We start from the raw sequence: 23,944 nt of genomic DNA, 5'->3' as shown, positions 1-23,944 counted from the left end.
TAAAACGAAAATATTGCGAATGTCAAAGGAATACAGCGCCCGTCAGGGGAAGGCCTCGAGGAGGCGCACGCCGGCATCGCGGCAGATCTCTCGAAAGGCCGTGCTTGGACAGCGGTCGGTGATGAAGGTGTGGACCTGCGAAACATGGCCGATGCGCACCGGCGCACTGCGTTCGAACTTGGTGGAATCAGAGACCAGGATGACATGGCGCGCGTTGGCGATGATGGCCTGGGCGACCTTCACCTCGCGGAAATCGAAATCAAAGAGCGCTCCATCCTCATCGATCGCCGAAACGCCGATCACCGCGTAGTCCACCTTGAACTGGCGAATGAAATCGACCGCCGCCTCGCCCACGATGCCGCCGTCGGAACCGCGCACGACACCGCTGGCGATGATCACCTCAAAAGCGGGATAGACTCGCATCCTGTTGGCAACATTGATGTTATTTGTAATCACCATAAGATCGCTGTGGTCGAGGAGCGCATCGCTGACAGCCTCGGTGGTGGTCCCGATATTGATGAAGAGGGATGCCTTGTCGGGGATGAGTCCGGCGGCGGCGCGGCCGATTGCACGCTTTTCTTCGGCCGCAAGCTCGCGCCGCGCCTCGTATTCCATGTTCTCGACGCCCGAGGGCAGGAGCGCCCCGCCGTGGATGCGTGTCAACAGCCTCTGTTCGCACAGGTCGTTGAGATCCTTGCGGATCGTCTGCGGCGTGACCCGAAAACGCTCGGCCAGATCGTCGACCACGACGCGCCCGTACTCCTTGGCGAGTTGAAGGATTTCCTCATGGCGTGGGGCGAGAAACATGTCTTCCCGGCTTTCGTTTTTCTTTTTTATAGCAGAAACGAAAATCCGGGAAAGGGGCGTGCAGCAGTGCTTCAGGTTTCGAAGTCAGGGAGACGCCGCGCCTCCACTTCTACAAAGCCGGCAAATCGCCGCGCGCCCATTCATCCTGGATTTCCGCGGCGCGCTCGGACAGCCGCCCCGCTTCGATCGCCGCCCGTATATCGGCCATGAGACTTTGGTAATAGGCGAGATTGTTCCAGGTGAGCAGCATGGCGCCCAGCGCTTCGCCGGACTTCACCAGGTGGTGAAGATAGGCACGGGAATAGTCGCGCGCTGCCGCGCAGTCGCTTTCCTCGTCCAGCGGGCGCGGGTCATCGGCATGGCGCGCATTCTTCAGATTGACCTTGCCACGCCGCGTATAGGCGAGGCCATGACGCCCTGCCCTGGTCGGCATCACGCAGTCGAACATGTCGATACCGCGCGCCACCGACTTCAGGATATCGTCGGGCGTGCCCACGCCCATCAGATAGCGCGGCTTGTTCGCCGGTAGCGCCGGGCATGTCGCCTCGAGAATCTCGAGCATCGTTTCCTGCGGCTCGCCGACGGCAAGCCCGCCCACCGCATAGCCTTTGAGATCCATGGCAGAAAGCGCCGACGCCGAGCGCGCCCTGAGGCGCAGGTCGACGCCGCCCTGGACGATGCCGAACATCGCCTTGCCCGGCTGGACGCCGAAGGCCGCCTTGCAGCGCTCGGCCCAGCGCAGCGAAAGCTCCATGGCACGCTCCACCTCGTCGCGCGGCGCGGGCAGGCGCACGCACTCGTCGAGCTGCATCTGGATGTCCGAATCGAGCAGGCCCTGGATTTCGATGGAGCGTTCCGGCGACATTTCGAAGACCTGCCCGTCCACATGCGAGCGGAAGGTCACACCTTTCTCCCGCACCTTTCTAAGCGCGGCGAGCGACATGACCTGGAAGCCGCCGGAATCGGTCAGGATCGGATAGGGCCAGCGGGCGAAGTCGTGCAGCCCGCCGAGCCGGGCCACCCGCTCCGCGCCGGGCCTCAGCATCAGGTGATAGGTGTTGCCCAGGATGATGTCGCTGTCGAGCGCCCGCACCTGATCCATATACATGGCCTTGACCGTGCCGCCGGTGCCCACCGGCATGAAGGCTGGGGTGCGCACCGTGCCGCGCGGCATGGAAATCTCGCCGCGCCGGGCCGCGCCGTCCTCGGCCAGCACGCGGAATGTGAATGTCTCGCTCACCTGTCGTCCCTGAAAAGCAGGCTGGCATCGCCGTAGGAATAGAAGCGGTAGCCCTCATCGATGGCATGCCGGTAGGCCGCCTTCATCGTCTCCAGGCCGCTGAAGGCCGAAACCAACATGAAAAGTGTCGAGCGGGGCAGATGGAAGTTCGTCATCAGGATGTCGACCGCGCGGAAGCGGTAGCCCGGCGTAATGAAGATGTCCGTCTCGCCGGACCAGCCGGCAAGCTCCCCCGTCTCCATGGCGGCACTCTCCAGGAGGCGCAGCGATGTCGTCCCGACGGCGACGATGCGCCCGCCGCGCGCCCGCACGGCGTTGAGCGCGGCTGCGGTCTCGACGTCCACCTCGCCCCATTCCGCGTGCATCCTGTGCGCCTCGGTGTCTTCCGCCTTCACCGGCAGGAAGGTGCCGGCGCCGACATGAAGTGTCACGAAATGGCGCTCGATGCCCGCCGCATCCAGGGCGGCGAAGAGCTCCGGCGTGAAGTGCAGCCCGGCGGTCGGTGCGGCAACAGCACCCTCCTCGCGGGCATAGACGGTCTGGTAGTCGGCGCGGTCCCGCTCGTCGTCCGGACGCCTCGAGGCGATATAGGGCGGCAGCGGCATATGGCCGGCCGCGGCAATCGCCTCGTCCAGCACGGGACCGGAAAAATCGAAGACGAGCAGCGCCTCACCGCCCTCGCCCTTTTCCGCGACCGTTGCCTCAAGCGTGCCCAGGAAACAGCTTTCGCCGTCATGGCCGAACTGGATGCGCTCACCGAGCGCGACGCGCTTGGCCGGCTTCAGGAAAGCCTTCCAGCGATCCGGTCCGGCGCGCATATGCAGCGTCGCCTCGATCTGAGCGACCGCCTCGCCGCGCCGGCGAATGCCGGAAAGGCGGGCCGGGATGACCTTGGTGTCGTTGAAGACCAGCGCATCGCCGTGCCGAAGCAGTTCCGGCAGGTCGCGCACGGCGGCGTCTCCAAGAGTTTCGCCGGGGCGCACCACCAGAAGCCGTGCAGAATCGCGCGGGCTGGCGGGCCTCAGCGCAATCCGCTCTTCGGGCAGATCGAAATCGAAAAGCTCGACACGCACGATACTCTCGCCCTATGGCCCGGTGCAGGTGAGCGCCCAGGCGCCCTCGCCTGTAATGCGCAGCGTGCCGGCCGTCGCCATGTTCCGTTCCTCGGCAGCCGAGAAGAGCCTGAGCTCGGCGACCACCCGCTCGACATTGGGATCTGTGAAGTCGACCCGCAAGGCGCCGCGATCACGGAAGGCCTGGCCGACGGCGATTGCACTTTCGCCGTCGCCATCGAGCGCCCACCGCGCGCCGTTCGCCTCGATTTCCGCACCGACCACCGCCAGCACCGGCAGGCTGCCGATTGTCAGTTTCACCGACACATCAGCATCCGGTGCCGTGCATTCAAGGCTGCCGCTCGCCGAAGCCGACCCCGCCGCGGCGATGGAGATCGCAAGTGCGGCGGCAAGCCGTCTCATCGATCAAAGATCCGCCGCCACGCGCATGGAGACGATGGTGTCGGGCTCGCGCACCGGCTCGCCGCGCTTGATCTTGTCGACATTGTCCATGCCCTCGATCACCTGGCCCCAGGCCGAGTACTGCCGGTCGAGCCACGGCGCCCGGTCGAAGCAGATGAAGAACTGCGAATTGGCGGAGTTCGGGTTCTGGGAGCGTGCCATCGAGCAGGTACCCCGCTCATGCGCGGTGTTGGAGAACTCGGCCTTGAGGTCCGGCTTGTCCGAGCCGCCCGTGCCCGTGCCCGTCGGGTCGCCGGTCTGCGCCATGAAGCCGTCGATGACGCGGTGGAAGACCACGCCGTCGTAAAAGCCCTCGCGCGAAAGCGTCTTGATGCGCTCCACATGGGCTGGGGCCACGTCCGGGAGAAGCTGGATGACCACCTTTCCCTTCGTGGTTTCCATGACGATGGTGTTTTCGGGATCCTTGATATCGGCCATGAGACGCTTCTTTCCTCTTATTCGTCTGCCGCGATGTAGACGCGTTCCATCCGGTCGGGGTCTTCGACCGAACCGTTGCGGGCGGGATCACCCTTCTTGAGCTGGTCGACATGCTCCATGCCGGTTTCCACCTGACCCACCACCGTGTAGCTGCCGTTCAGGTGTTGCGCCGGCGCGAACATGATGAAGAACTGGGAATTGGCCGAGTTCGGGTCCTGAGCCCGTGCCATGCCGACCGTGCCGCGCTCGAAGGGCGCGTCGGAGAACTCCGCCGGCAGGTCGGGATGCGCCGAGCCGCCCGTGCCCGCCCTTTGCGGATCGAAACCGTTCTCCATGTCGCCGAACTCCACGTCGCCGGTTTGGGCCATGAAACCGTCGATCACCCGGTGGAAAGCGACGTTGTCATATTCGCCGGCGCGCGCGAGCTGCTTGATGCGCTCCACATGCTGCGGCGCCAGGTCGGGGCGCAGCGCGATTTCCACCTCGCCGCTCTCCAATTCGATCACCAGCGTGTTCTCCGGCTCGGCGGCTTGCGCGGCCGACACGGTCATGAAAAGGCCGGCTGCAAGGCAGAACGGGGCGGCGAAATTCAACGGGCGCATCGCGGTCTCTCCGGAAATATGGTCTTCAACGGGTGAATTTGGCCTTCAGCGCACCGGCGACAACCGCCGGAACGAAAGGCGTGATGTCCCCGCCCATGGATGCGATCTGCCGCACGAGCGTGGCGGTGATGGTGCGCACCGAGGGGCTTGCCGGCAGGAACACCGTCTGCAGGTCGGGCGCCATGGTCTCGTTCATGCCGGCCATCTGCATTTCGTAGTCGAGGTCGGTTCCGTCGCGCAGGCCCCTTATGATGATGGAGGCACCGTTATTGCGGGCGGCATCGACGACGAGATTGTCGAAGGCCACCACCTTGATGCGGTCGGCATCGCCCCCGAGATCGCTCGCCGCCCACCGCTCGATGAGGTCGACGCGCTCCTCATAGGAAAAAAGCGGCTTTTTTCCGTGGTGGACGCCGATCCCGACGACGATCGTGTCCGCCACCGTGAGAGCCGCCTTCAGGACGTCCAGGTGGCCGTTGGTGAGCGGGTCGAAGGAGCCGGCATAGAAGGCTGTGCGCTTTGTCATAGCCGGTGCTTTAGCCCGCTTCGCCGGTCAAGGCAATTCACCGGCCCTTCAACGCCGCGACAGCGCCAGCCAGAGGCCGCCGCCGATCAGACAACTTCCGGCGATGCGCTCGGCCAGTTTCACGCGCGCCCGGGTGAGGCGTGCCCCGGCTCCGCCGGCGGCGAAGGCATAGAGCGAATCGCACACGGTCGCCACGCCCATGAAGATCGCGCCCAAAAGCACCGTCTGCCAGACGGCCCCGCCCGCCGGATCGATGAACTGCGGAATGAAGGCGCCGAAGAAAAGGAGCGCCTTGGGATTCGACCAGATGACAACGAACCCCTGCAGGACGAAGGACCGGCCCGCTGGCTGGGCCGCCGCCGGCTGGAGGGACGAACCTCCCGAGCGCCACATTCGGATGCCGAGCCATATGAGGTAAGCCGCTCCGACCAGCCGCAGGATCTCGAAAACACTGCCCATTGCGCCAACGATCGCCGCAAGGCCGAACGCCAGTACCGCGATCATCAGTGCAAGGCCGATCTGCGTGCCCAGGACATTGAGCAGGCCGGCGCGTGCACCGTGGCGTATCGAATTCGCCACGATCACCGTGACCGACGGCCCCGGCACGACGACGATCGCCACGCAAGCGGCGAAATAGGAGAGCATGGCGGCATATTCGGGCATCAGTGCGTTCCTCACATCGAAGAAGGGACAAAGCCACAGCCGCGGAGCGAAGACAAGATGAAGCATATAAGCATGCGGTGATCCCGCATGAACACAGGATGTATGGCCTGTTCAGTTGATGTTAGCACCGGCCTGTCATTATCGCGGTCGTGGGGGCGTGGCCATGAAACCAAAACTAGTCCTCGCCCGTTACTGCGCAAAGGAGCCAGACCGATGCTGATCTTCACCCTCGCAGCCACAATGACCCTCACAATGCTGATCGCCACCGCCTTCGGCCTTCGCCATGAAGCGCAGCGTGTACCCGTCAAAAGGCCGGATCGTCAGCGCCCCCACCGATGACGGTCGAGCCGAAACATTCGGGCCCACCTGCTCAAGTCCGAGCCCTTTCACGCCCTAACACCCCCTAGGTGTCACCCTCTTGTCCCTGCGGCGGACCGGCTTCTGGCGCGGGGGAAACGGCCTCGCCCGTCTCGTCCTCCCCGTTCTGCGGCTCGGAGATCCGCTCAACGGAGACGACACGCTCGCCCTGGGCCGTGTTGAAGATGGTCACGCCCTTGGTCGCGCGGCTGGCGATCCGGATCCCGGTGACCGGTACGCGGATCACCTGCCCCGCGTTCGAGACCAGCATGATCTGGTCCTCCGGTGCCACCGGGAAGGCGGCGATCAGCGCACCGATTTCCTCACGCTTCGACACGTCGGTCGCCCGGATGCCCTTGCCGCCACGGCCGATGACACGGAAATCATAGGAAGACGAACGCTTGCCATAGCCCAGTTCGCTGACGGTGAGCACCAGTTGCTCGCGCGCCCTCAGTTCCTCGTAGCGCTCGGGCGACAGAACGGTCTCTTCGCCCACGTCCTCGTTGGTGAGCGCAATTTCATCCTCCTCGCCGCCGTTGGCGAGTCGGCGCTCGGCCGCGGCCTGCTTGAGATAGGCTGCACGTTCGGCCGGTGTCGCCTCGACATGGCCGAGGATCGCCATCGAAATGATCCGGTCGCCGTCGGGCAGATTGATGCCGCGCACGCCGATGGAGTTGCGCCCGGCAAAAACGCGCACGTCGGTGACGGAAAAGCGGATACATTGGCCGGAAGCGGCGGTCAACAGCACGTCGTCGTCCTCGGTGCAGGTATAGACGCCGAGGATCTCGTCGCTCTCCTCCTCCAGCTTCATGGCGATCTTGCCGTTGCGGTTCACCTGCGTGAAGTCGGACAGCTTGTTGCGCCGGACCGTGCCGCGCGTGGTGGCGAACATCACGTCCAGCGCGCCCCAGCTCTCTTCGTCCTCGGGAAGCGGCATGATGGAGGTGATGCGCTCGCCCTCCTGCAGCGGCAGCATGTTGCGCAGGAACTTGCCGACCGATTGCGGCGTGCCCACCGGCAGGCGCCAGACCTTCTCCTTGTAGACGATGCCGCGCGAGGAGAAGAAGAGGATCGGCGTGTGCGTGCTGGCGACGAACAGGCGGGTGACGAAATCCTCGTCCTTGGTCGACATGCCCGAGCGGCCCTTGCCGCCACGCGCCTGCGCCCGATAGATCGAGAGCGGCACGCGCTTGATGTAGCCCTTGTGGGTGACGGTAACGACCATGTCCTCGCGCTGGATCAGGTCCTCGTCTTCCATGTCGGCGCCGCCGTCGGTGATCTCGGTGCGCCGGGGCGTGCCGAACTCGTCGCGCACGGCGATGAGTTCGTCCTTGACCATCTGCTGGATGCGTGCGCGCGAGGACAGGATTTCGAGGTAATCCTTGATCTGGGCGCCGATCTTGTTCAATTCGTCGGCGATTTCGTCGCGGCCGAGCGCTGTGAGGCGCTGCAGGCGCAGGTCCAGGATGGCGCGGGCCTGCTCCTCGGAAAGGTTGTAGGTCCCGTCCTCGTTCACCTTGTGGCGCGGATCGGCGATGAGCGTGATCAGCGCCTCCACCTCATGTGCCGGCCAGCGCCGCTCCATGAGCTGGTCGCGTGCCGTCTGCGGGTCCGGTGCGCGGCGGATCAGATTGATGACCTCGTCGATGTTGGCCACGGCGATGGCGAGGCCCACCAGCACATGCGCCCGATCGCGGACCTTGCGCAGGAGATATTTCGTGCGCCGGCTGACCACGTCTTCGCGGAAGGAGACGAAGGCACGCAAGACGTCGAGCAGCGTCATCTGCTCCGGCTTGCCGCCGTTGAGCGCCACCATGTTGGTGCCGAAGGAGGTCTGCAGCGGCGTGAACCGATAGAGCTGGTTGAGCACCACATCGGCGTTGGCGTCGCGCTTCAGTTCCACGACCACGCGATAGCCCTGCCGGTCGCTTTCGTCGCGGATATCGGAGATGCCCTCGATGCGCTTGTCGCGCACGAGCTCGGCCATCTTCTCGATCATCTGCGCCTTGTTGACCTGGTAAGGCACCTCGCTCACGATAATCGCTTCGCGCTCGCCGCGGATCTGCTCGATCTCGGCCTTGCCGCGCATGATGACGGAACCGCGCCCGGTCGAATAGGCGCTGTGGATGCCCGAACGGCCGAGAATGATGCCGCCGGTCGGGAAATCCGGCCCCGGGATGATTTCCATGAGGCGCGAAAGCTCGATCGCCGGATCGTCGATCAGCGCCACGCAGCCATCGATCACTTCGGCCAGATTGTGCGGCGGGATGTTCGTCGCCATGCCGACAGCGATGCCGCCGGAGCCGTTCACCAGAAGATTGGGAAAGCGCGCCGGAAGCACATCCGGCTCCTGCGCCGCACCATCATATGTGTCGCGCCAGTCGACCGTTTCCTTGTCGATGTCTTCCAGAAGCTCGTGCGCGCCCTTGGTCAGCCGCGCCTCGGTGTAGCGCATGGCCGCCGGCGGATCGCCGTCGATGGAGCCGAAATTGCCCTGCCCGTCGATCAGCTGCAGGCGCATGGACCAGGGCTGCGCCATGCGCACAAGGGCGTCGTAGATCGCAGCGTCGCCGTGGGGATGGTACTTACCCATCACGTCGGCCACCGGCCGCGCCGACTTCACGTATTTGCGGTTCCAGTGATAGCCGCTCTCGTGGGACGCGTAGAGAATCCGCCGGTGCACGGGCTTAAGCCCGTCACGCACATCCGGCAGTGCCCGGCTCACGATCACGCTCATGGCGTAATCGAGATAGGAGCGCTGCATTTCCTCGATGATCGAGATAGGTTCGATGTCGTCGGGCTCGTCCGGCCCGCGCGGCGTCGTCTGGTCAGTCAAAACGGATCACATCAGCTCTGAGAATCATGCATTCCTTATATAGGAAGTGAGGCGCAGACTCCAAACGCACGCAATCAATATTCACCGCAGAAATGATACGAAAATTCAACGAGATATGAGCTTCATTCGCACACGCAGCATCAGTTTCGCCGAAGCCGGTGCCGCACTGCGGCAAAATCACGCCGCAAAAAGGGGAAAAAGCCGCCGATGCCGCCTTTCGACGCCTTCCTGAACGCCTTCGTGACGCTCCTGGTCACGGTGGATCCGGCGGGGCTGGCGCCGCTCTTCCTTGCCGTCACGGCCGGCATGAACCGCGCCGAGCGCAACCAGGTGGCGGTGCGGGCGAGCGTCATCGGCCTCGGCGTTCTTCTCCTCTTCGCGCTTGCCGGCAGCGCGATCCTCTCTGTCCTGGGAATCACGCTTCCCGCCTTCCGCATCGCCGGCGGCCTGCTTCTCTTCTATATCGCCTTCGAAATGATCTTCGAGCGCCGCCAGGAACGGCATGAAAAAAGCGCCGAACGGGCGATCACGCAAGACATGATCCGCAACGTCGCGGTCTTTCCCCTCGCCATACCGCTAATCGCCGGCCCGGGCGCGATCTCGGCGGCGGTGCTGCTCTCCGGCGGCTTCAGCGGTCCCCTCGCCCAGGCAGCGCTTTCGCTCATCATCGCCGTGGTGATCGCCGTCACCTATCTCGTCTTCGTGCTGGCCGACCGCATCGACGCGGTTCTCGGCGAGACCGGCCGCTCCATCCTCACCCGCCTGCTCGGGCTCGTTCTGGCCGCGCTTGCCGTGCAGTTCGTCGCCGATGGGATCGAGGCGTTCGTGGCAGGTGCGGCCTGAGGCGCCTAGCCGGCTTCTCCCGCCTCCGGCACGGCCGCTTCATCCAGCGAAAAGCCGAAGCCGGAAACAAGCCGGCGCAGGGCCGGCAGTACTCGGCCGGATGTGAAGAGAGCAATATCCCGGACCGGCATTTCGCGCGGCGGCGGCAGGGTGGCGGCGAGCGACAGGGCACGGCGGGCGATCGCCTCGGAAGTGTCGATCCAGTCCACCGGCCACGGCGCGGTCTTGCGCATGCGGTTGACCAGAAAGGGATAGTGCGTGCAGGCCAGCACCACGATGTCGGTGCGCCGCCCCTCATGCTCCACGAAGCAGGGCGCGATCTCCGCGCGCACCGCGTCCTCGTCGACGAACCCCTCGCGCATATATTGCTCCGAAAGCCGGGCAAGATTTTCGCTGCCCACCAGGCGCACGTGGCACTTCGCGGCATAGGCGCTGATGAGGTCGCGCGTATATTGTCGCCGCACCGTGCCCGGCGTGGCAAGCACCGAGACGAGGCCGGAGCGGGTGCGCTCGGCCGCGGGCTTGATCGCCGGCACCGTGCCGACGAAAGGCTGGTCGGGAAAGGCCTCGCGCAGGTCCGCAATCGCCAGCGTGGAGGCAGTGTTGCAGGCAATCACAATGAGCGCCGGGGAAAAACGGGCAATCAGTCCCCCGAACAAGGCGACGAGCCGCGCCCGGAGCGCATCTTCCTCCCACGCGCCATACGGGAAGGCGGCGTCATCCGCCACATAGACATAGGCGTGCTCGGGCAGGAGCACCCGCGCCTCCTTCACCACCGACAGCCCGCCGATGCCCGAATCGAAGAAGAGGATCGGGCCGTTCCTCGCCTGCTCCGACGTCATGGCGCGCGAAACGGCCGCAAGGACCGCGCTCTACGTCGCGTGTCTGCCCCACGCGTTTCGTCATCCCGGCCAAGGGAGCGCAAGCGACCGCGAGCCGGGATCCATTCCGTGACGCGTCCATGTTCCGGAATGGGTCCCGGACAGCCTCCGCATTCGCTCCGGCTTCCGGGATGACGAGGCGGGACTGGGAAGGCGTCCGGCCGTTCGACACGCTCAGCAATCATTCCCTCACCCCGCCCTTCGGCTTCCTTGGCGAGAACTTCTCCAGAGACGTCAGCACGCCGCGCAGCACGGCCAGTTCCTCCACCGTGAAGCCCGGCCGCGTGAAGAGCGCGCGCAGATTGTCCATCATCTTCGGCTTCTTGTCCTCGGTGCGGAAATAGCCGCGCTCGGAAAGCACCCGGTCGAGATAGCTCATCAGGCTCTCCAGATGCTCTTTCGTCGCCGGCGTCTGTTCGGGCGCCTTCGGCAGCACCGCGCCCTGCGGGGCCGATTGCATCCATTCGTACGACATGAGCAGCACGGCCTGGGCGATGTTCAGCGAAGCAAAGGCCGGATTGACCGGGAAGGTGACGATCTCGTCCGCCATCGCCACCTCCTCGTTGGTCAGCCCCCAGCGCTCGCGGCCGAACAGGATCCCGGTCTTCTGGCCGCTTTCATGGCGCGCGCGCAGGTCCGTCGCCGCTTCCACCGGCCCGCGCACCGGCTTGAAATTGTCGCGCGGGCGGGCGGTGGTGGCTTGCACGAAATTGAGGTCGGCGACCGCCTCGGCGAGATCGCCATAGACCTTGACGCCATCGATCACATGGTCGGCGCGGCTTGCGGCCGCGCGCGCCTTCTCGTTGGGCCAGCCGTCGCGCGGATTGACGAGGCGCAATTCCGCCAGGCCGAAATTGGCCATGGCGCGCGCCACCATGCCGATATTCTCGCCCAGTTGCGGCTCGACGAGGATGATCGCCGGGCCGTCCGCGAGCATTTCGCGCTGTTTGTCCGTGCCTGCCATGACGCTGCTGTTAGCCGCTTCCGCGCATCTGGTAAAGCGGCGTATCCGGCGCCTTTGCCAAGCAGCGCGGCGATGCTATAGGGGCGCCACTTCCTGAAATCAGGTCAGTCGGCGGCCATGCCCGCCCTTGTCGAGAGAGAGGTTTGAGAATGGCAAAGATCAAGGTGGACAATCCCGTCGTCGAGCTGGACGGTGACGAGATGACCCGCATCATCTGGCAGTTCATCAAGGAAAAGCTGATCCACCCCTATCTCGACATCGACCTGAAATATTACGACCTCGGCGTCGAATCGCGTGATGCCACGGACGATCAGATCACCGTCGACGCGGCCAACGCCATCAAGAAGTACGGTGTGGGCGTCAAGTGCGCCACCATCACCCCGGACGAGGGGCGCGTGGAAGAATTCGGGCTGAAGAAGATGTGGCGTTCCCCCAACGGCACGATCCGCAACATCCTGGGTGGCGTGATCTTCCGCGAGCCGATCATCGCCCGCAACGTGCCGCGCCTGGTGCCGGGCTGGACGCAGCCGATCATCGTCGGCCGCCATGCCTTCGGCGACCAGTACCGTGCGACCGACTTCAAATTCCCCGGCAAGGGCAAGCTGACCATCAAGTTCGTCGGCGAGGACGGCGAGACAATCGAACACGAGGTCTTCGACGCGCCCGGCTCGGGCGTCGCCATGGCCATGTACAATCTCGACGAGTCGATCCGCGACTTCGCCCGCGCCTCCTTCAATTATGGCCTGCAGCGCGGCTATCCGGTCTATCTTTCCACCAAGAACACCATCCTGAAAGTCTATGACGGCCGCTTCAAGGACCTCTTCCAGGAGGTCTACGAGGCCGAGTTCGAGGAAAAGTTCAAGGAAAAGAAAATCTGGTACGAGCACCGCCTCATCGACGACATGGTGGCCTCGAGCCTGAAGTGGTCGGGAGGCTATGTCTGGGCATGCAAGAACTATGATGGCGACGTGCAGTCCGACACGGTGGCCCAAGGCTTCGGCTCGCTCGGCCTGATGACCTCGGTGCTCATGACGCCGGACGGCAAGACCGTGGAGGCCGAGGCCGCCCACGGCACCGTGACCCGCCACTACCGCCAGCACCAGCGCGGCGAGGAAACCTCCACCAACTCCATCGCCTCCATCTTCGCCTGGACGCGCGGCCTCGCCCACCGGGCGAAGCTCGACGACAACGACGCGCTGAGGAAATTCGCCGCCACGCTGGAAAAGGTCTGCGTGGATACGGTCGAGGCCGGCTTCATGACCAAGGACCTGGCGCTGCTCATCGGCCCGGACCAGCCGTGGCTGTCGACCACCGGCTTCCTCGACAAGGTGGACGAGAACCTGCAGAAGGCGATGGCGAAGGCCTGACGGAGAAGGCGCGAAGCCTGCAGCAGAAAGGCGGCTCCGGCCGCCTTTTTCATTTCAATGATATCTGTCTGTCGCAATCAACATTATGCGCCTCGTATATTGGCCAGGCGCGGGGGACGGGTAAAGGAGAATGAAAATGCCTGACAAAGCGCTACGATGCGCGATACCTGTACTCTGCCTCACACTCATTGCCGGCACTGCCTCGGCGCAGCAGCCATGGACGGAAATCGACGACCGCGTGGAGGTGCCGCCGCTCGGCGCCGCGGCCGACGACGTGGACGACTGGGATGTCTACACAGCCGATGGCACCAGGATCGGCGAGGTCGAGGAGGTCATAGGACCGGATGCCACCACTCCGACGGCGCTCGTGGTGGATTTCGAGGATCGGGCCGGTTACGGCGACCGTGACGAGGTGATCGTTCCGCTCGATCACTTCAGCCTTGACGGTGAGCGCCTGTTGATCGACGCGGATCCGCAAGCAGTGGCGGATATGGAAACCTACGACGATTAGCGGTCGGCGGGCGCTCAGCCCGCCATCGCCGCCTTCACCGCTTCGAGCGCTGCCGCCGCATTCTCCCCTTCCGGCCCGCCGGCCTGCGCCATATCCGGGCGCCCGCCGCCGCCCTTGCCGCCAATGGCCGCGGAGGCGGCGCGCACCAGATCGACGGCGCTGAAGCGGCTCGTCAGGTCGTCGGTGACGCCGACGACGACGCTCGCCTTGCCCTCCTCGGATGTCCCGACGAAGACGACGACACCGGAGCCCAGCGAGCGCTTGCCCTCGTCGGCGAGCGGCTTCAGATCCTTCGGAGAAATCCCTTCGACGACACGCCCCATAAAGGCGACGCCGTTCACGTCCTGCTTCTCGTCGGCGCCATCCCCCTTTTGCGCACCGCCGCCAAGCGCCAGCTTGCGGCGGGCTTCGGAAAGTTCCCGCTCCAGCTTGCGGCGCTCTTCCACGAGCGTTTCGAGGCGGGGAAGCACATCGGCCGGCGAGACCTTGAGGAGGGCCGCCGCGTCCTTCAGCCGGCGCTCCTGGTCGTCCAGGTGATGATGGGCGGCCGCACCCGTCAGCGCCTCGAGGCGACGCACGCCGGAAGCCACCGCGCCTTCGGAGACGATGTGCACCAGGCCGATGTCGCCGGTGGCGGCCACGTGGGTGCCCCCGCAAAGCTCCATCGAATAGGTCTTGCCCGCCTTTTCGCCGTCGGTCGCCGTGCCCATGGAAACCACGCGCACCTCGTCGCCGTATTTCTCGCCGAACAACGCCATCGCGCCCTCGGCAATCGCGTCCTCGACAGTCATCAGTCTTGTGACGACCGGCGCATTTTGCAGCACGATCTCGTTGGCAAGCTCCTCGATGCGGCCAAGCTCTTCCTCCGAAATCGGCTTCGGATGGGAAAAGTCGAAGCGCAGCCGGTCGGGCGCCACCAGCGAGCCCTTCTGGGCAACGTGGGTGCCCAGTACCTCGCGCAGCGCCTCGTGGACGAGATGCGTGGCCGAGTGATTGGCCCGGATGCGGCTGCGACGGTCATGATCGACGCGCAGCGCCACTTCCTCACCGATCCGCATTTCGCCCTTCGTGACCTTGCCGAAATGGACCAGAAGACCCTCGCCCTTCTTCTGCGTGTCATCGACGGCGATCGTGAAGCCGTCGCCTTCGATCATGCCGGCGTCACCCACCTGGCCGCCCGACTCGCCATAGAACGGCGTCTGGTTGGTGACGACCGCCACAACCTCGCCTTCCTCGGCGGTCTCGACGATCGCGCCGTCCCTGACCAGCGCGGTGATCACGCCCTCGGCCTTCTCGGTTTCGTAGCCGAGGAAATCCGTGGCACCCACCTCGTCCTTGACCCTGAACCACACCGTCTCTGCAGCGGCCTCGCCGGAACCCGCCCAGCTTGCGCGTGCCTCGGCCTTCTGGCGCTCCATGGCGGCGTTGAAGCCGTCGAGATCGACGGAGATGCCGCGCTGGCGCAGCGCGTCCTGGGTGAGATCGAGCGGAAAGCCGTAGGTGTCGTAGAGCTTGAAGGCGGTTTCACCGTCGAGCCGGTCGCCCTCGCCCATTTTGTCGGTGGCATCGGAGAGCAGGTTGAGACCGCGCGCCAGCGTCTTGCGGAAGCGCGTTTCCTCCAGCTTCAGCGTTTCCGTAATCAGCGCCTCGCCACGCACGAGCTCCGGATAGGCCTGCCCCATCTCGCGCACCAGCGCCGGCACCAGCCGCCACATCAGCGGCTCCTCCGCGCCGAGCAACTGGGCATGGCGCATGGCGCGGCGCATGATGCGGCGCAGCACGTAGCCGCGCCCCTCATTGGACGGCAGCACACCGTCGGCGATGAGGAAGCTTGTCGCGCGCAGATGGTCGGCGATCACCTTGTGGCTCGCCTGGCGTGCGCCTTCTGCCCTGACACCGATCGCCTCCTCCGAAGCATGGATGAGCGCGCGGAAAAGATCGGTTTCGTAATTGTCGTGCACGCCCTGGAGCACGGCGGCGATGCGCTCCAGCCCCATGCCGGTGTCGATAGACGGGCGCGGAAGGTCAACGCGCTCCTCCGCGCTCAACTGCTCGTATTGCATGAAAACGAGATTCCAGATCTCGATGAACCGGTCGCCGTCCTCGTCCGGGCTTCCGGGCGGACCGCCAGGAATCCCCTCACCGTGGTCGTAGAATATCTCCGAGCACGGCCCGCACGGGCCGGTATCGCCCATGGCCCAGAAATTGTCGCTCGTGGGGATGCGGATGATGCGATCCTCGGGCAGGCCGGCGATCTTCTTCCAGTGCCCGGCCGCCTCGTCGTCGGTATGGTAGACCGTCACCAGCAGGCGCTTCGGATCGAGGCCGAACTCCTTCGTCACGAGATTCCAGGCAAGCTCGATGGCGACGTCCTTGAAGTAGTCGCCGAAGGAGAAGTTGCCCAGCATCTCGAAGAAGGTGTGGTGGCGCGCCGTATAGCCGACATTGTCGAGGTCGTTGTGCTTACCGCCGGCGCGCACGCATTTCTGCGCCGTTACCGCGCGGTCATAAGGGCGCTTCTCCAGGCCGGTGAAGACGTTCTTGAACTGCACCATGCCGGCATTGGTGAACATGAGGGTGGGGTCGTTGCGCGGCACAAGCGGGCCCGAGGCCACGATCTCGTGTCCGTTCTTCTTGAAGTAGTCGAGAAATGTCGACCGGATGTCGTTGACGCCACTCATGTTTTGCCTTTTCAGAAAGCCCGCCTGCCTGTGCGGGAAAGGGATCGCCGCCTTTTAGCGCCCGCACCCGGGCCTGTCCAGAAATCACCGCCTTGGATATAGGTTTGCGAGTAAAGGTCGGCCAAGGGCGTGGGCCGCCTTCCCGTACCGGGCTTGCCGGGCTGCCGGCAACTTCCCACTTTTTTCCTCGTTGCGCAGAGTTTTTTCGCTTCGGAGCGGTGAATTCAGGCGCAAGGTAGGCTATGAGCCGAACCAGATCAGCGCTCCCGAACCAGAACGCCTCCTCCATGAGTATTCCCAATACGATTCCGATCACCGACGACCTCGTTGCCGCCCACGGGCTGACGCCGGAGGAATACCGGCACATCACCGACCTCATCGGCCGCGAGCCGACCTTCACGGAGCTCGGCATCTTCTCGGCCATGTGGAACGAGCACTGCTCCTACAAGAGCTCTAAAAAGTGGCTCAGGACCCTGCCGACTTCGGGGCCGCGGGTGATCCAGGGGCCGGGCGAGAACGCCGGCGTGGTCGACATCGGCGACGGCCAGGCGGTCGTCTTCAAGATGGAGAGCCACAACCACCCCTCCTATATCGAGCCCTATCAGGGGGCTGCAACGGGCGTCGGCGGCATCCTGCGCGACGTCTTCACCATGGGCGCGCGGCCGATTGCGGCCATGAACGCGCTGCGCTTCGGCGCGCCGAATCATCCGAAGACGCGGCATCTGGTGGCCGGCGTGGTGGCCGGTATCGGCGGCTACGGCAATTCCTTCGGGGTGCCGACGGTGGGCGGCGAGGTCAATTTCGACCCGCGCTACAACGGCAATTGCCTGGTAAATGCTTTCGCCGCCGGGCTCGCCCGCACCGATGCGATCTTCTATTCCAAGGCCGAGGGCGTGGGCCTGCCGGTCGTCTATCTCGGCGCCAAGACGGGCCGTGACGGCGTCGGCGGCGCCACCATGGCCTCCGCCGAGTTCGATGCCGACATCGATGAGAAGCGCCCGACCGTCCAGGTCGGCGACCCTTTCACCGAGAAGTGCCTGCTGGAAGCCTGCCTGGAACTGATGGACACGGGTGCCGTCATCGCCATCCAGGACATGGGTGCCGCGGGGCTCACCTGCTCGGCCGTCGAGATGGGCGCTAAGGGCGATCTCGGCATCGAGCTCGATCTCGACAAGGTGCCGGTGCGCGAAGAGCGCATGTCGGCCTACGAGATGATGCTGTCGGAGAGCCAGGAGCGCATGCTCATGGTGCTGCGCCCCGAAAAGGAGCCGGAGGCCGAGGCCATCTTCCGCAAATGGGGGCTCGACTTCGCCATCGTCGGTCATACCACGGACGACAAGCGCTTCCGCATCCTGCATCAGGGCGAGGAGGTCGCCAACCTTCCCATCAAGGAGCTGGGCGACGAGGCGCCGGAATACGACCGGCCCTGGGTGACGCCAAAAGCACCCCCTGCCCTCGACCCGGCGAGCGTTCCGCAAACGGATGTCGCCGATGCGCTCCTGAAGCTCATCGGCTCGCCCGATCTCTCCTCCCGCCGCTGGGTCTGGGAGCAGTACGACACGCTGATCCAGGGCAATTCGCTGCAGATCCCGGGCGGCGACGCGGGCGTGGTGAGGGTCGAAGACCATGCCACCAAGGCGCTCGCCTTCTCCTCCGACGTGACGCCGCGCTATTGCGAGGCCGACCCTTACGAGGGCGGCAAGCAGGCGGTGGCCGAATGCTGGCGCAACCTGACGGCAACCGGCGCCGAGCCGCTGGCCGCCACAGACAACCTCAATTTCGGTAACCCGCAGCGCCCCGACATCATGGGCCAGTTCGTGCGCGCCATAGAAGGCGTGGGCGAAGCCTGCCGCACGCTCGGCTTCCCGATCGTCTCCGGCAATGTCTCGCTCTACAACGAGACGCTGGGCGAGCCGATCCCGCCGACGCCCACTATCGCCGGCGTTGGGCTCATCCCCGATTGGACGACGATGACGCGGATCGCGTTCGCCGGCGAAGGCGAGACGATCCTGCTCGCCGGCGCCCCAGAGAATTGGGGCTGCCATCTCGGCCAGTCCGTCTATCTGCGCGACATTCACGGGCGGGCCGAAGGCACCCCACCCCCGGTGGACCTGGAGCACGAGATGCGCGTCGGCGATTTCGTGCGTGGGCTGATTCGCTCCGGCCAGCTCACCGCTGTCCATGACTGCTCCGATGGCGGGCTCGCAGTAGCGCTTGCCGAGATGGCCATGGCGTCGGGCATCGGCGCCCGGATTGAAGAGCCTGTTGGCGCCAACCCCACCCTCTCCTTCTTCGGCGAGGACCAGGGCCGTTACGTGATTACCGCTCCCATGTCCCCGGGCGGTGAAGAACTGAACTCCCTCCTCGAAGAGGCGAAGAACGCCGGCGTATCCCTCGTCACGATCGGCCGGACTGGCGGAGACAGCCTGAAGCTTGGCGAGGCGCGCGCGGTGGCGGTCTCGGCCCTGAAGGCGGTCCATGAGGGATGGTTTCCGCGCTTCATGGAGGGCGAAGTCATTCAATGAACAAATATGGGGCATAGCCGTCCGAAGCATTGAAACAACCAGAGAGTTTTTCCAATGCCGGCTATGCCCCTATTTATCTCCTATTTCACGCCTGACACTCCCTATGAAGATCGCGCGCGCAATCTTACCCGGTCACTATCGCGCCTCGACCTTGAGCACATCGTCGAGCCGCGCCCGGCCAAATCGAACTGGGTTGAGAATTGTGCCCAAAAAGCCTTGTTCATCCGCGAGATATGGAGCCGCGTTGAGAGGCCGGTCTGCTGGGTCGATGCCGATGCCGTTCTCCTTCGCCGGCCACATGAACTCGAGGGCCTGACGTGCGACTTCGCCGTGGTCAGGCGCGAAGGATGGAATTTCTTCGGCGGCCAGATCTATTTCGGGAAGTCGGAAGCTGCACGCCGGATGCTCGATCGCTGGTGCATGTACTGCCGGGACTTTCCGGCGATATGGGATCAGGTGAGTCTCGGATACGCCTGGTGGGACAGGGAGATCGAAGGCGGAGTCGACGCCCGCTGGCTCGATGAGGGCATTTTCGAGAAAGCGAACCGGAATCCGCTGCGGGCGCTGGCGCAGAAGCTCACCTCCAAGGCAGCATTCCTGCAACACCAAGAGAGCCGCTGCGCACGCCGCAAGCGCAAGGTACTGAGGGAGAAGACGGTGCCCGAGTTCAAATCCGAGGACGTTCCGCAGTGGTGGCGCGAAGCCTGCGCGGCGGGCGTTCCCTTCGTCCTGACCGCCCGCCATATTGCCGAGCTGGGCCTTCTCTGAGGCTGCAGTCGCGTTTCAGTTCGCCGGCGCCGACCGCGCCGTGTTTGCCGGTATTGCAGCGTCGGTTGAGAATTGAAAGCGAGCGGCGCGCGTGCCATATCGGATTCGAAAAGGGACGCCGCACCCGAAACAGGCGTTCCCTTGGCAGGGTACCGCCGGGGCGGGCCCCGGATGGGGAGAGCACATCATGGCAATGAGCGCCGGCGACATCGAGCGCCTGATCAAGCAAGCCATTCCTGACGCGAAGGTCACCATTCGCGACCTCGCCGGTGACGGTGACCATTACGCGGCTGAAGTCGTGGCCGAGAGTTTCCGCGGCAAGAGCCGCGTTCAGCAGCATCAGATGGTCTATGACGCGCTCAAGGGCAACATGGGCGGGGTCCTGCACGCCCTGGCGCTGCAGACGAGCGTGCCGGACTGAGCACCGTCCCATCCCTCACTTTCGTGCCGTGATGGTCAGGTCCTAAGACGGCAACCTTGCACCATGATAGCCCGAACCGGCTATTTCACTGCACAATGCATGCCATTGGCATCCCTTGCAGGCAGCGCGGATCTGCCCGGCGGCAAACGCCGTGCGCATGCGCTGCCGGTCGGCCTCTTCGAGTTTGAAAAGCGCATCCGGCACGATTGGCCGGCGCAATAGGGCAGCCACGGCGTCGGCCGCCAGGCGATCCCGTTTGCGCACGCTTTCGCGGTGGCAATGGGGCTGCGGACCGCCAAGCAGCGGGGCGCATATATCATCGGGACCGGCGACGATGCGGATGTCTTCGCCGGCCGCGATCCGCTTCGCGATCACGTCGTAGTTGGCCGTGAAGGCGCGGCTATAGCCCTCGCCCACATAGGTCAGCAGGCAGAGCAGGTGATGGGCTCTGAGCCGGACGGTCACGCCGCCTGCTGCGTCTTGCCGGCCTGAAGCGCCTTGAGAGTTGCCGCGCCAAGCGCGGATTTCAGGACGGCACCGAGAAGGAACGGCGTCACGCCGTGGACGATCGCCTGCTCGACGCCGATGATGGTTGCCAGCCATGCCGCGCCGAGTGCCAGGCAGAGACCGTGGGCGAGCAGCATGGACACGAAGGCAAAGCCGACCCGGCGTCCGTTCCAGCCACGCTCGGCAAGCCAGCCCGTCAGCACGGCCATCACGGGGAAGGCGAAGAGATAACCGGCCGTGGGACCGGCGAAATGGTGCAGCCCCGCGGCACCGCCGGCGAGCACCGGCAGCCCGGATGCACCCTCGGCGAGCCACGCCAGCACGGTAATGCCGCCCAGCCGCCAGCCAAAGAGCGCGCCGACGAGAGCGACGGCGAAGGTTTGCATGGTCATCGGCACGGGGATCATCGGCACCTCGACATAGGAGGCGATGGTAAGAAGCACCGATCCCAGGACGACCGCCGCGACCTGCCAGCCCAGCGAGCGGTTCGGCAGGTCGAGCGGGCTGAAGGCGGGTCTCGGGGCGGTTTTCGACGCATTCGACATGGAGCGACCTTTCGATTCGAACTAGGCTGGGGACAGCGTGCGTTATGCCTTCGGGCGGACGCTTCCGCAATGGCCGCAAGCAGGTGCCGCCGTGGCGGCTCTGTCGGGAGAATCTTGGCCGCCGCATTGCACCCGGCGGAATCGTGCAATAAATAGGAGATCACAGCTTGCGAATGCCGGGCCTTGAACCCGGCAACGAAAGGACGGACGATGAGCGGTATCAACGAATTCATCGACAGCGAGGTGCGCGGCAACGACGTCGTGGTGTTCATGAAGGGCACCCCCGGGTTTCCGCAATGCGGCTTTTCCGGACAGGTCGTGCAGATCCTGGATTACCTCGGCGTCGACTACAAGGGCGTCAACGTGCTCACCTCGGACGAATTGCGCCAGGGCATCAAGGAATATTCCAACTGGCCCACCATTCCACAGCTCTATGTGAAGGGTGAGTTCGTCGGCGGTTGCGACATCATCCGCGAGATGTTCCAGGCCGGCGAACTGCAGACGTTCCTCTCGGAAAAGGGTGTAGGCGTGCGCGGCGCCGCTTGACGCCGTTGCGCCCGGTGCCGCACGGCAGGGCGCCTCCATACCGGCGATACGGCATCGCCGCCTGAGACGTGTTCCGCGCCGGCTCTCAAGCCGGCGCGTTTATTTGTGCCGTGCCGATCCCTCGGCGCGCGATATTTTTCGAAATTGCGATGCCCGTCCGCCGGGCACGTCACGGGGAATGGAAATGGACCACTCGGCTTTACGCGAAGAGCCCGTACGATCACGTCTTTCCATCGGCAAGGTCGAGTTCATCGCGCTGGCGGCAGCACTCATGGCGCTCAACGCCATGGCGATCGACATCATGCTCCCCGCCCTGCAGCAGATCGGCGCCTCACTCGGCGTGTCCAACGAGAATCACCGTCAGTTCGTCATCACGGCCTATCTGATCGGCTTCGGCGGCGCACAGCTCTTCTACGGCCCGATCTCCGACCGTTTCGGCCGGCGCGGTCCGCTTCTGTTCGGGCTGGTCGTCTATGTGTGCGCCGCCCTGGCATCAGCCTTCGCACCCAGTTTCGCGGCGCTGCTTGCGTTGCGTTTCCTCCAGGGCATCGGCTCGGCCGCCACGCGCGTCATCGCCGTCTCGGCCGTACGCGACGTGTTCGAGGGGCGGCAGATGGCGGAAGTCATGTCCATGGTGATGATGGTCTTCATGGTCGTCCCCGTGATGGCGCCCAGCCTCGGCCAGGGGGCGATGCTTCTGGGCAATTGGTCCCTGATCTTTCTCATGATGGCGACGCTGGCGCTCTTGATCACGCTGTGGGCCATGCTCCGACTGCCCGAGACCATGGCCCCGGAGGACAGGCGCTCGCTCTCGCTCGCTTCGGTGACCGAAGGTTTCCGGCTGGTCGTCACCAGCCGCATCGCCCTCGGCTACGCATTCGCCACGACCGCCATCTTCGGGGCTCTCTTCGGCTTCATCAACTCCGCACAGCAGATCTATGTCGACATCTATGGCATGGGTGACCTGTTCCCCCTGCTCTTCGCCATCGGCGCGGGACTGATGGCGCTTTCCTCCTTCACCAATTCGCGCCTCGTCGGCCGCTTCGGCATGCGGCGGCTTTCGCACGGGGCACTGGTCGGCTTTCTCCTGGTCAACGGTGTCTGGCTCGTGCTCTCCCTTCTCGGCCCGATCCCCTTCCCCGTTTTCTTCCTTCTGTTCTCGCTGTCCATGTTCCAGTTCGGCTGGATCGGCCCCAACTTCAACGCCATCGCCATGGAGCCGCTGGGCCGGGTCGCGGGGACGGCCGCGGCCGTGTTGGGCTTCCTCACCACGCTCGGCGGCGGGATCATCGGTGCGCTGATCGGGCAAGCCTTCAACGACACGCTGACGCCCCTTGCCGGCGGCTATTTCGCCGTCTCGTTCGCCGCAATCGTCCTGGTGCTCGTCGCCGAGCGCGGTCGGCTCTTCCGAACGGTCAATCCCGCGCTCTGACAGGCGCCGGGCAAGGGTTTCCTGTGAAGGGAGGGAACATGACGGTCTCCAGCGAACCGACCGAAGGCGCCGCAGGCAGCACGCAGGCGATCCTCGTCATGTGCGCGGGCGTTCTCTGTCTCGTGCTCAACGACTCGCTTGCCAAATGGCTGATGGACCACTACGCGCCGCTGCAGATCATCTTCTTGCGCAATCTGATCGCCCTTCCCCTCGTGACAATCATGGTCGTCAGCGTCGCCGGGCGCGCGGCGCTGCCCACCCGGCACCCTGGGCTGCATCTCATGCGTGGTGCTTTTTCCGTCTTCGCGGCATTGTGCTTCTTTCTGAGCATTCGCGCCCTGCCGCTTGCCGAGGCGACCTCGCTGATCTTTGCCGCGCCCCTCTTCATCACCGCGCTTTCCGTGCCGCTCCTTCGCGAGCATGTCGGCCTGCGCCGCTGGACGGCCGTGATCGTCGGCTTCATCGGCGTCCTGATCATCGTGCGTCCCGGCGCGGCTACTTTCCAGACGGCCTCGCTGCTCGTGCTCTGCGCGGCGATGCTCTACGCACTCATGATGATCAGCGCGCGCTGGATAGCCCGCGACGAGAGCGTGTGGACGACCATGTTCTACATCGTTCTCTTTCCCATGCTGATCAGCGGCGGCCTGTCGTGGACCGAGTGGCAGACGCCGTCGCTCGCTCATCTGCCCTTTTTCGTCGCCATAGCCATTGTCGGCAGCGCCGGCATCGTGCTGATCACACAGGCGTTCCGCCTGGCGCCGGCGGCAATCGTCGCGCCGTTCGACTACACCGCGCTTTTGTGGGCGTCATTGATCGGTTGGCTCGTGTGGAGCGAGGTTCCCGACGGCTGGACCTACGCCGGCGCGGCGGTGATCATCGCCAGCGGCATCTATATCGTCTTTCGCGAGACGCGCCGGCCGGGCACGCCTGTGCGCCCAGAGCGTATTTCCGCCCGCAGCGAATAACCCGG

Annotated in this window: 24 protein-coding genes; 10 read left to right on the top strand and 14 right to left on the bottom strand. The window is 64.8% G+C overall.

The window, feature by feature from the left end:
* Window positions 1-42 precede the first annotated feature (42 nt).
* From SIN08_RS04055 to SIN08_RS04020, 8 genes are all read right to left on the bottom strand, one after another.
* Window positions 43-807 carry a DeoR/GlpR family DNA-binding transcription regulator gene (locus SIN08_RS04055; protein ID WP_322450260.1) on the bottom strand — a complete coding sequence of 255 codons (765 nt, stop codon included), beginning with the start codon at window positions 805-807 and terminating at the stop codon, window positions 43-45.
* A 109-nt stretch (window positions 808-916) separates the two neighbouring features.
* Window positions 917-2,047, bottom strand: coding sequence for a tRNA guanosine(34) transglycosylase Tgt (gene tgt, locus SIN08_RS04050; RefSeq protein ID WP_322450259.1), 1,131 nt, complete (start codon window positions 2,045-2,047; stop codon window positions 917-919).
* Window positions 2,044-3,120, bottom strand: a complete 1,077-nt coding sequence (gene queA, locus SIN08_RS04045) for a tRNA preQ1(34) S-adenosylmethionine ribosyltransferase-isomerase QueA (RefSeq protein WP_322450258.1) — start codon at window positions 3,118-3,120, stop codon at window positions 2,044-2,046. The genes tgt and queA overlap by 4 nt, the downstream gene beginning before the upstream one ends.
* Before the next feature lie 12 nt (window positions 3,121-3,132).
* Entirely contained in the window at window positions 3,133-3,522 is a 390-nt protein-coding gene (locus SIN08_RS04040) for a hypothetical protein (RefSeq protein WP_322450257.1), read from the bottom strand.
* A 3-nt stretch (window positions 3,523-3,525) separates the two neighbouring features.
* Window positions 3,526-3,999, bottom strand: a complete 474-nt coding sequence (locus tag SIN08_RS04035) for a peptidylprolyl isomerase (protein WP_322450256.1) — start codon at window positions 3,997-3,999, stop codon at window positions 3,526-3,528.
* A gap of 17 nt (window positions 4,000-4,016) precedes the next feature.
* A complete protein-coding gene (locus SIN08_RS04030) occupies window positions 4,017-4,601 on the bottom strand; it encodes a peptidylprolyl isomerase (protein ID WP_416208011.1) in 585 nt (194 codons plus the stop codon).
* Between the two features lie 25 nt (window positions 4,602-4,626).
* Window positions 4,627-5,127, bottom strand: a complete 501-nt coding sequence (gene coaD / locus SIN08_RS04025) for a pantetheine-phosphate adenylyltransferase (protein ID WP_322450255.1) — start codon at window positions 5,125-5,127, stop codon at window positions 4,627-4,629.
* A gap of 48 nt (window positions 5,128-5,175) precedes the next feature.
* Window positions 5,176-5,790 (bottom strand): LysE family translocator, encoded by a 615-nt coding sequence (locus SIN08_RS04020; protein WP_322450254.1) that lies wholly within the window; start codon window positions 5,788-5,790, stop codon window positions 5,176-5,178.
* Window positions 5,791-6,003: 213 nt separating this feature from the next.
* Between SIN08_RS04020 and SIN08_RS04015 the strand changes: the two genes are divergently transcribed.
* Window positions 6,004-6,129, top strand: a complete 126-nt coding sequence (locus SIN08_RS04015; RefSeq protein ID WP_322450253.1) for a hypothetical protein — start codon at window positions 6,004-6,006, stop codon at window positions 6,127-6,129.
* A gap of 64 nt (window positions 6,130-6,193) precedes the next feature.
* Here the strand turns inward: SIN08_RS04015 and gyrA are convergent, their stop codons facing one another.
* The gene (gyrA, locus tag SIN08_RS04010) at window positions 6,194-8,983 is read right to left on the bottom strand and encodes a DNA gyrase subunit A (RefSeq protein WP_322450252.1); all 2,790 of its coding nucleotides are present in this window, start codon (window positions 8,981-8,983) and stop codon (window positions 6,194-6,196) included.
* 207 nt (window positions 8,984-9,190) lie between these two features.
* Here gyrA and SIN08_RS04005 point away from each other — a divergent pair, with 207 nt between their 5' ends.
* On the top strand, window positions 9,191-9,826 hold the full coding sequence (locus SIN08_RS04005) for a MarC family protein (protein WP_322450251.1): 636 nt from the start codon (window positions 9,191-9,193) through the stop codon (window positions 9,824-9,826).
* Between the two features lie 5 nt (window positions 9,827-9,831).
* On the opposite strand, the gene murI is transcribed toward SIN08_RS04005, so the two are convergent.
* Together murI and SIN08_RS03995 are read right to left on the bottom strand one after the other, a co-directional pair.
* Window positions 9,832-10,668: a glutamate racemase gene (murI, locus tag SIN08_RS04000; protein WP_322450250.1), complete on the bottom strand. Its 837-nt coding sequence runs from the start codon at window positions 10,666-10,668 to the stop codon at window positions 9,832-9,834.
* Window positions 10,669-10,888: 220 nt separating this feature from the next.
* Complete coding sequence (locus SIN08_RS03995) at window positions 10,889-11,671, bottom strand: RNA methyltransferase (RefSeq protein WP_322450249.1); 783 nt, start codon at window positions 11,669-11,671, stop codon at window positions 10,889-10,891.
* Between the two features lie 149 nt (window positions 11,672-11,820).
* On the opposite strand from SIN08_RS03995, the gene SIN08_RS03990 reads away from it, so the two are divergent.
* Entirely contained in the window at window positions 11,821-13,038 is a 1,218-nt protein-coding gene (locus SIN08_RS03990) for an NADP-dependent isocitrate dehydrogenase (protein ID WP_322450248.1), read from the top strand.
* Between the two features lie 136 nt (window positions 13,039-13,174).
* Complete coding sequence (locus SIN08_RS03985; RefSeq protein ID WP_322450246.1) at window positions 13,175-13,549, top strand: PRC-barrel domain-containing protein; 375 nt, start codon at window positions 13,175-13,177, stop codon at window positions 13,547-13,549.
* A gap of 14 nt (window positions 13,550-13,563) precedes the next feature.
* Here SIN08_RS03985 and alaS read toward each other — a convergent pair whose 3' ends face one another.
* Window positions 13,564-16,230: an alanine--tRNA ligase gene (gene alaS / locus SIN08_RS03980; RefSeq protein WP_322450245.1), complete on the bottom strand. Its 2,667-nt coding sequence runs from the start codon at window positions 16,228-16,230 to the stop codon at window positions 13,564-13,566.
* A 287-nt stretch (window positions 16,231-16,517) separates the two neighbouring features.
* Between alaS and purL the strand changes: the two genes are divergently transcribed.
* From purL to SIN08_RS03965, 3 genes are all read left to right on the top strand, one after another.
* On the top strand, window positions 16,518-18,755 hold the full coding sequence (gene purL, locus SIN08_RS03975) for a phosphoribosylformylglycinamidine synthase subunit PurL (RefSeq protein WP_322450244.1): 2,238 nt from the start codon (window positions 16,518-16,520) through the stop codon (window positions 18,753-18,755).
* A gap of 54 nt (window positions 18,756-18,809) precedes the next feature.
* Entirely contained in the window at window positions 18,810-19,523 is a 714-nt protein-coding gene (locus tag SIN08_RS03970; RefSeq protein ID WP_322450242.1) for a hypothetical protein, read from the top strand.
* A gap of 187 nt (window positions 19,524-19,710) precedes the next feature.
* Window positions 19,711-19,944, top strand: coding sequence for a BolA family transcriptional regulator (locus tag SIN08_RS03965; RefSeq protein ID WP_322450241.1), 234 nt, complete (start codon window positions 19,711-19,713; stop codon window positions 19,942-19,944).
* Window positions 19,945-19,986: 42 nt separating this feature from the next.
* On the opposite strand, the gene SIN08_RS03960 is transcribed toward SIN08_RS03965, so the two are convergent.
* Both SIN08_RS03960 and SIN08_RS03955 read right to left on the bottom strand, forming a co-directional pair.
* Window positions 19,987-20,409, bottom strand: coding sequence for a DUF1284 domain-containing protein (locus SIN08_RS03960; protein WP_322450240.1), 423 nt, complete (start codon window positions 20,407-20,409; stop codon window positions 19,987-19,989).
* Window positions 20,406-20,996 carry a biotin transporter BioY gene (locus SIN08_RS03955; RefSeq protein ID WP_322450239.1) on the bottom strand — a complete coding sequence of 197 codons (591 nt, stop codon included), beginning with the start codon at window positions 20,994-20,996 and terminating at the stop codon, window positions 20,406-20,408. Before SIN08_RS03955 ends, SIN08_RS03960 begins: the two co-directional genes overlap by 4 nt.
* Window positions 20,997-21,206: 210 nt before the next feature.
* Between SIN08_RS03955 and grxD the strand changes: the two genes are divergently transcribed.
* The 3 genes from grxD (at window position 21,207) to SIN08_RS03940 (ending at window position 23,939) form a co-directional block, all read left to right on the top strand.
* Window positions 21,207-21,542 (top strand): Grx4 family monothiol glutaredoxin, encoded by a 336-nt coding sequence (gene grxD, locus SIN08_RS03950; protein WP_322450238.1) that lies wholly within the window; start codon window positions 21,207-21,209, stop codon window positions 21,540-21,542.
* Between the two features lie 184 nt (window positions 21,543-21,726).
* The gene (locus tag SIN08_RS03945; RefSeq protein WP_322450237.1) at window positions 21,727-22,974 is read left to right on the top strand and encodes a multidrug effflux MFS transporter; all 1,248 of its coding nucleotides are present in this window, start codon (window positions 21,727-21,729) and stop codon (window positions 22,972-22,974) included.
* 38 nt (window positions 22,975-23,012) lie between these two features.
* Window positions 23,013-23,939, top strand: coding sequence for a DMT family transporter (locus SIN08_RS03940; RefSeq protein WP_322450236.1), 927 nt, complete (start codon window positions 23,013-23,015; stop codon window positions 23,937-23,939).
* Window positions 23,940-23,944 lie beyond the last annotated feature (5 nt).

The sequence above is a fragment of the Chelativorans sp. M5D2P16 genome (assembly GCF_034427935.1).
In the GTDB taxonomy this organism is placed as follows: domain Bacteria; phylum Pseudomonadota; class Alphaproteobacteria; order Rhizobiales; family Rhizobiaceae; genus Chelativorans.
Note: the sequence above shows the minus strand (reverse complement) of the source record. Positions and strands in the feature narration are given on the sequence as shown.

Excerpts from the sequence above, each read along its gene's own strand:
- SIN08_RS04015 (WP_322450253.1), top strand. The coding sequence starts at position 6,004 with ATGCTGATCTTCACCCTCGCAGCCACAATGACCCTCACAATGCTGATC.
- SIN08_RS03955 (WP_322450239.1), bottom strand. The coding sequence starts at position 20,996 with ATGTCGAATGCGTCGAAAACCGCCCCGAGACCCGCCTTCAGCCCGCTC.
- grxD (WP_322450238.1), top strand. The coding sequence starts at position 21,207 with ATGAGCGGTATCAACGAATTCATCGACAGCGAGGTGCGCGGCAACGAC.
- SIN08_RS04035 (WP_322450256.1), bottom strand. The coding sequence starts at position 3,999 with ATGGCCGATATCAAGGATCCCGAAAACACCATCGTCATGGAAACCACG.
- murI (WP_322450250.1), bottom strand. The coding sequence starts at position 10,668 with ATGACGTCGGAGCAGGCGAGGAACGGCCCGATCCTCTTCTTCGATTCG.
- SIN08_RS04020 (WP_322450254.1), bottom strand. The coding sequence starts at position 5,790 with ATGCCCGAATATGCCGCCATGCTCTCCTATTTCGCCGCTTGCGTGGCG.
- SIN08_RS04040 (WP_322450257.1), bottom strand. The coding sequence starts at position 3,522 with ATGAGACGGCTTGCCGCCGCACTTGCGATCTCCATCGCCGCGGCGGGG.
- SIN08_RS04055 (WP_322450260.1), bottom strand. The coding sequence starts at position 807 with ATGTTTCTCGCCCCACGCCATGAGGAAATCCTTCAACTCGCCAAGGAG.
- SIN08_RS03970 (WP_322450242.1), top strand. The coding sequence starts at position 18,810 with ATGCCGGCTATGCCCCTATTTATCTCCTATTTCACGCCTGACACTCCC.
- SIN08_RS03940 (WP_322450236.1), top strand. The coding sequence starts at position 23,013 with ATGACGGTCTCCAGCGAACCGACCGAAGGCGCCGCAGGCAGCACGCAG.
- SIN08_RS03965 (WP_322450241.1), top strand. The coding sequence starts at position 19,711 with ATGGCAATGAGCGCCGGCGACATCGAGCGCCTGATCAAGCAAGCCATT.
- SIN08_RS03990 (WP_322450248.1), top strand. The coding sequence starts at position 11,821 with ATGGCAAAGATCAAGGTGGACAATCCCGTCGTCGAGCTGGACGGTGAC.
- coaD (WP_322450255.1), bottom strand. The coding sequence starts at position 5,127 with ATGACAAAGCGCACAGCCTTCTATGCCGGCTCCTTCGACCCGCTCACC.
- alaS (WP_322450245.1), bottom strand. The coding sequence starts at position 16,230 with ATGAGTGGCGTCAACGACATCCGGTCGACATTTCTCGACTACTTCAAG.
- SIN08_RS03945 (WP_322450237.1), top strand. The coding sequence starts at position 21,727 with ATGGACCACTCGGCTTTACGCGAAGAGCCCGTACGATCACGTCTTTCC.
- SIN08_RS03995 (WP_322450249.1), bottom strand. The coding sequence starts at position 11,671 with ATGGCAGGCACGGACAAACAGCGCGAAATGCTCGCGGACGGCCCGGCG.
- SIN08_RS04030 (WP_416208011.1), bottom strand. The coding sequence starts at position 4,601 with ATGCGCCCGTTGAATTTCGCCGCCCCGTTCTGCCTTGCAGCCGGCCTT.
- purL (WP_322450244.1), top strand. The coding sequence starts at position 16,518 with ATGAGTATTCCCAATACGATTCCGATCACCGACGACCTCGTTGCCGCC.
- SIN08_RS03985 (WP_322450246.1), top strand. The coding sequence starts at position 13,175 with ATGCCTGACAAAGCGCTACGATGCGCGATACCTGTACTCTGCCTCACA.
- SIN08_RS04005 (WP_322450251.1), top strand. The coding sequence starts at position 9,191 with ATGCCGCCTTTCGACGCCTTCCTGAACGCCTTCGTGACGCTCCTGGTC.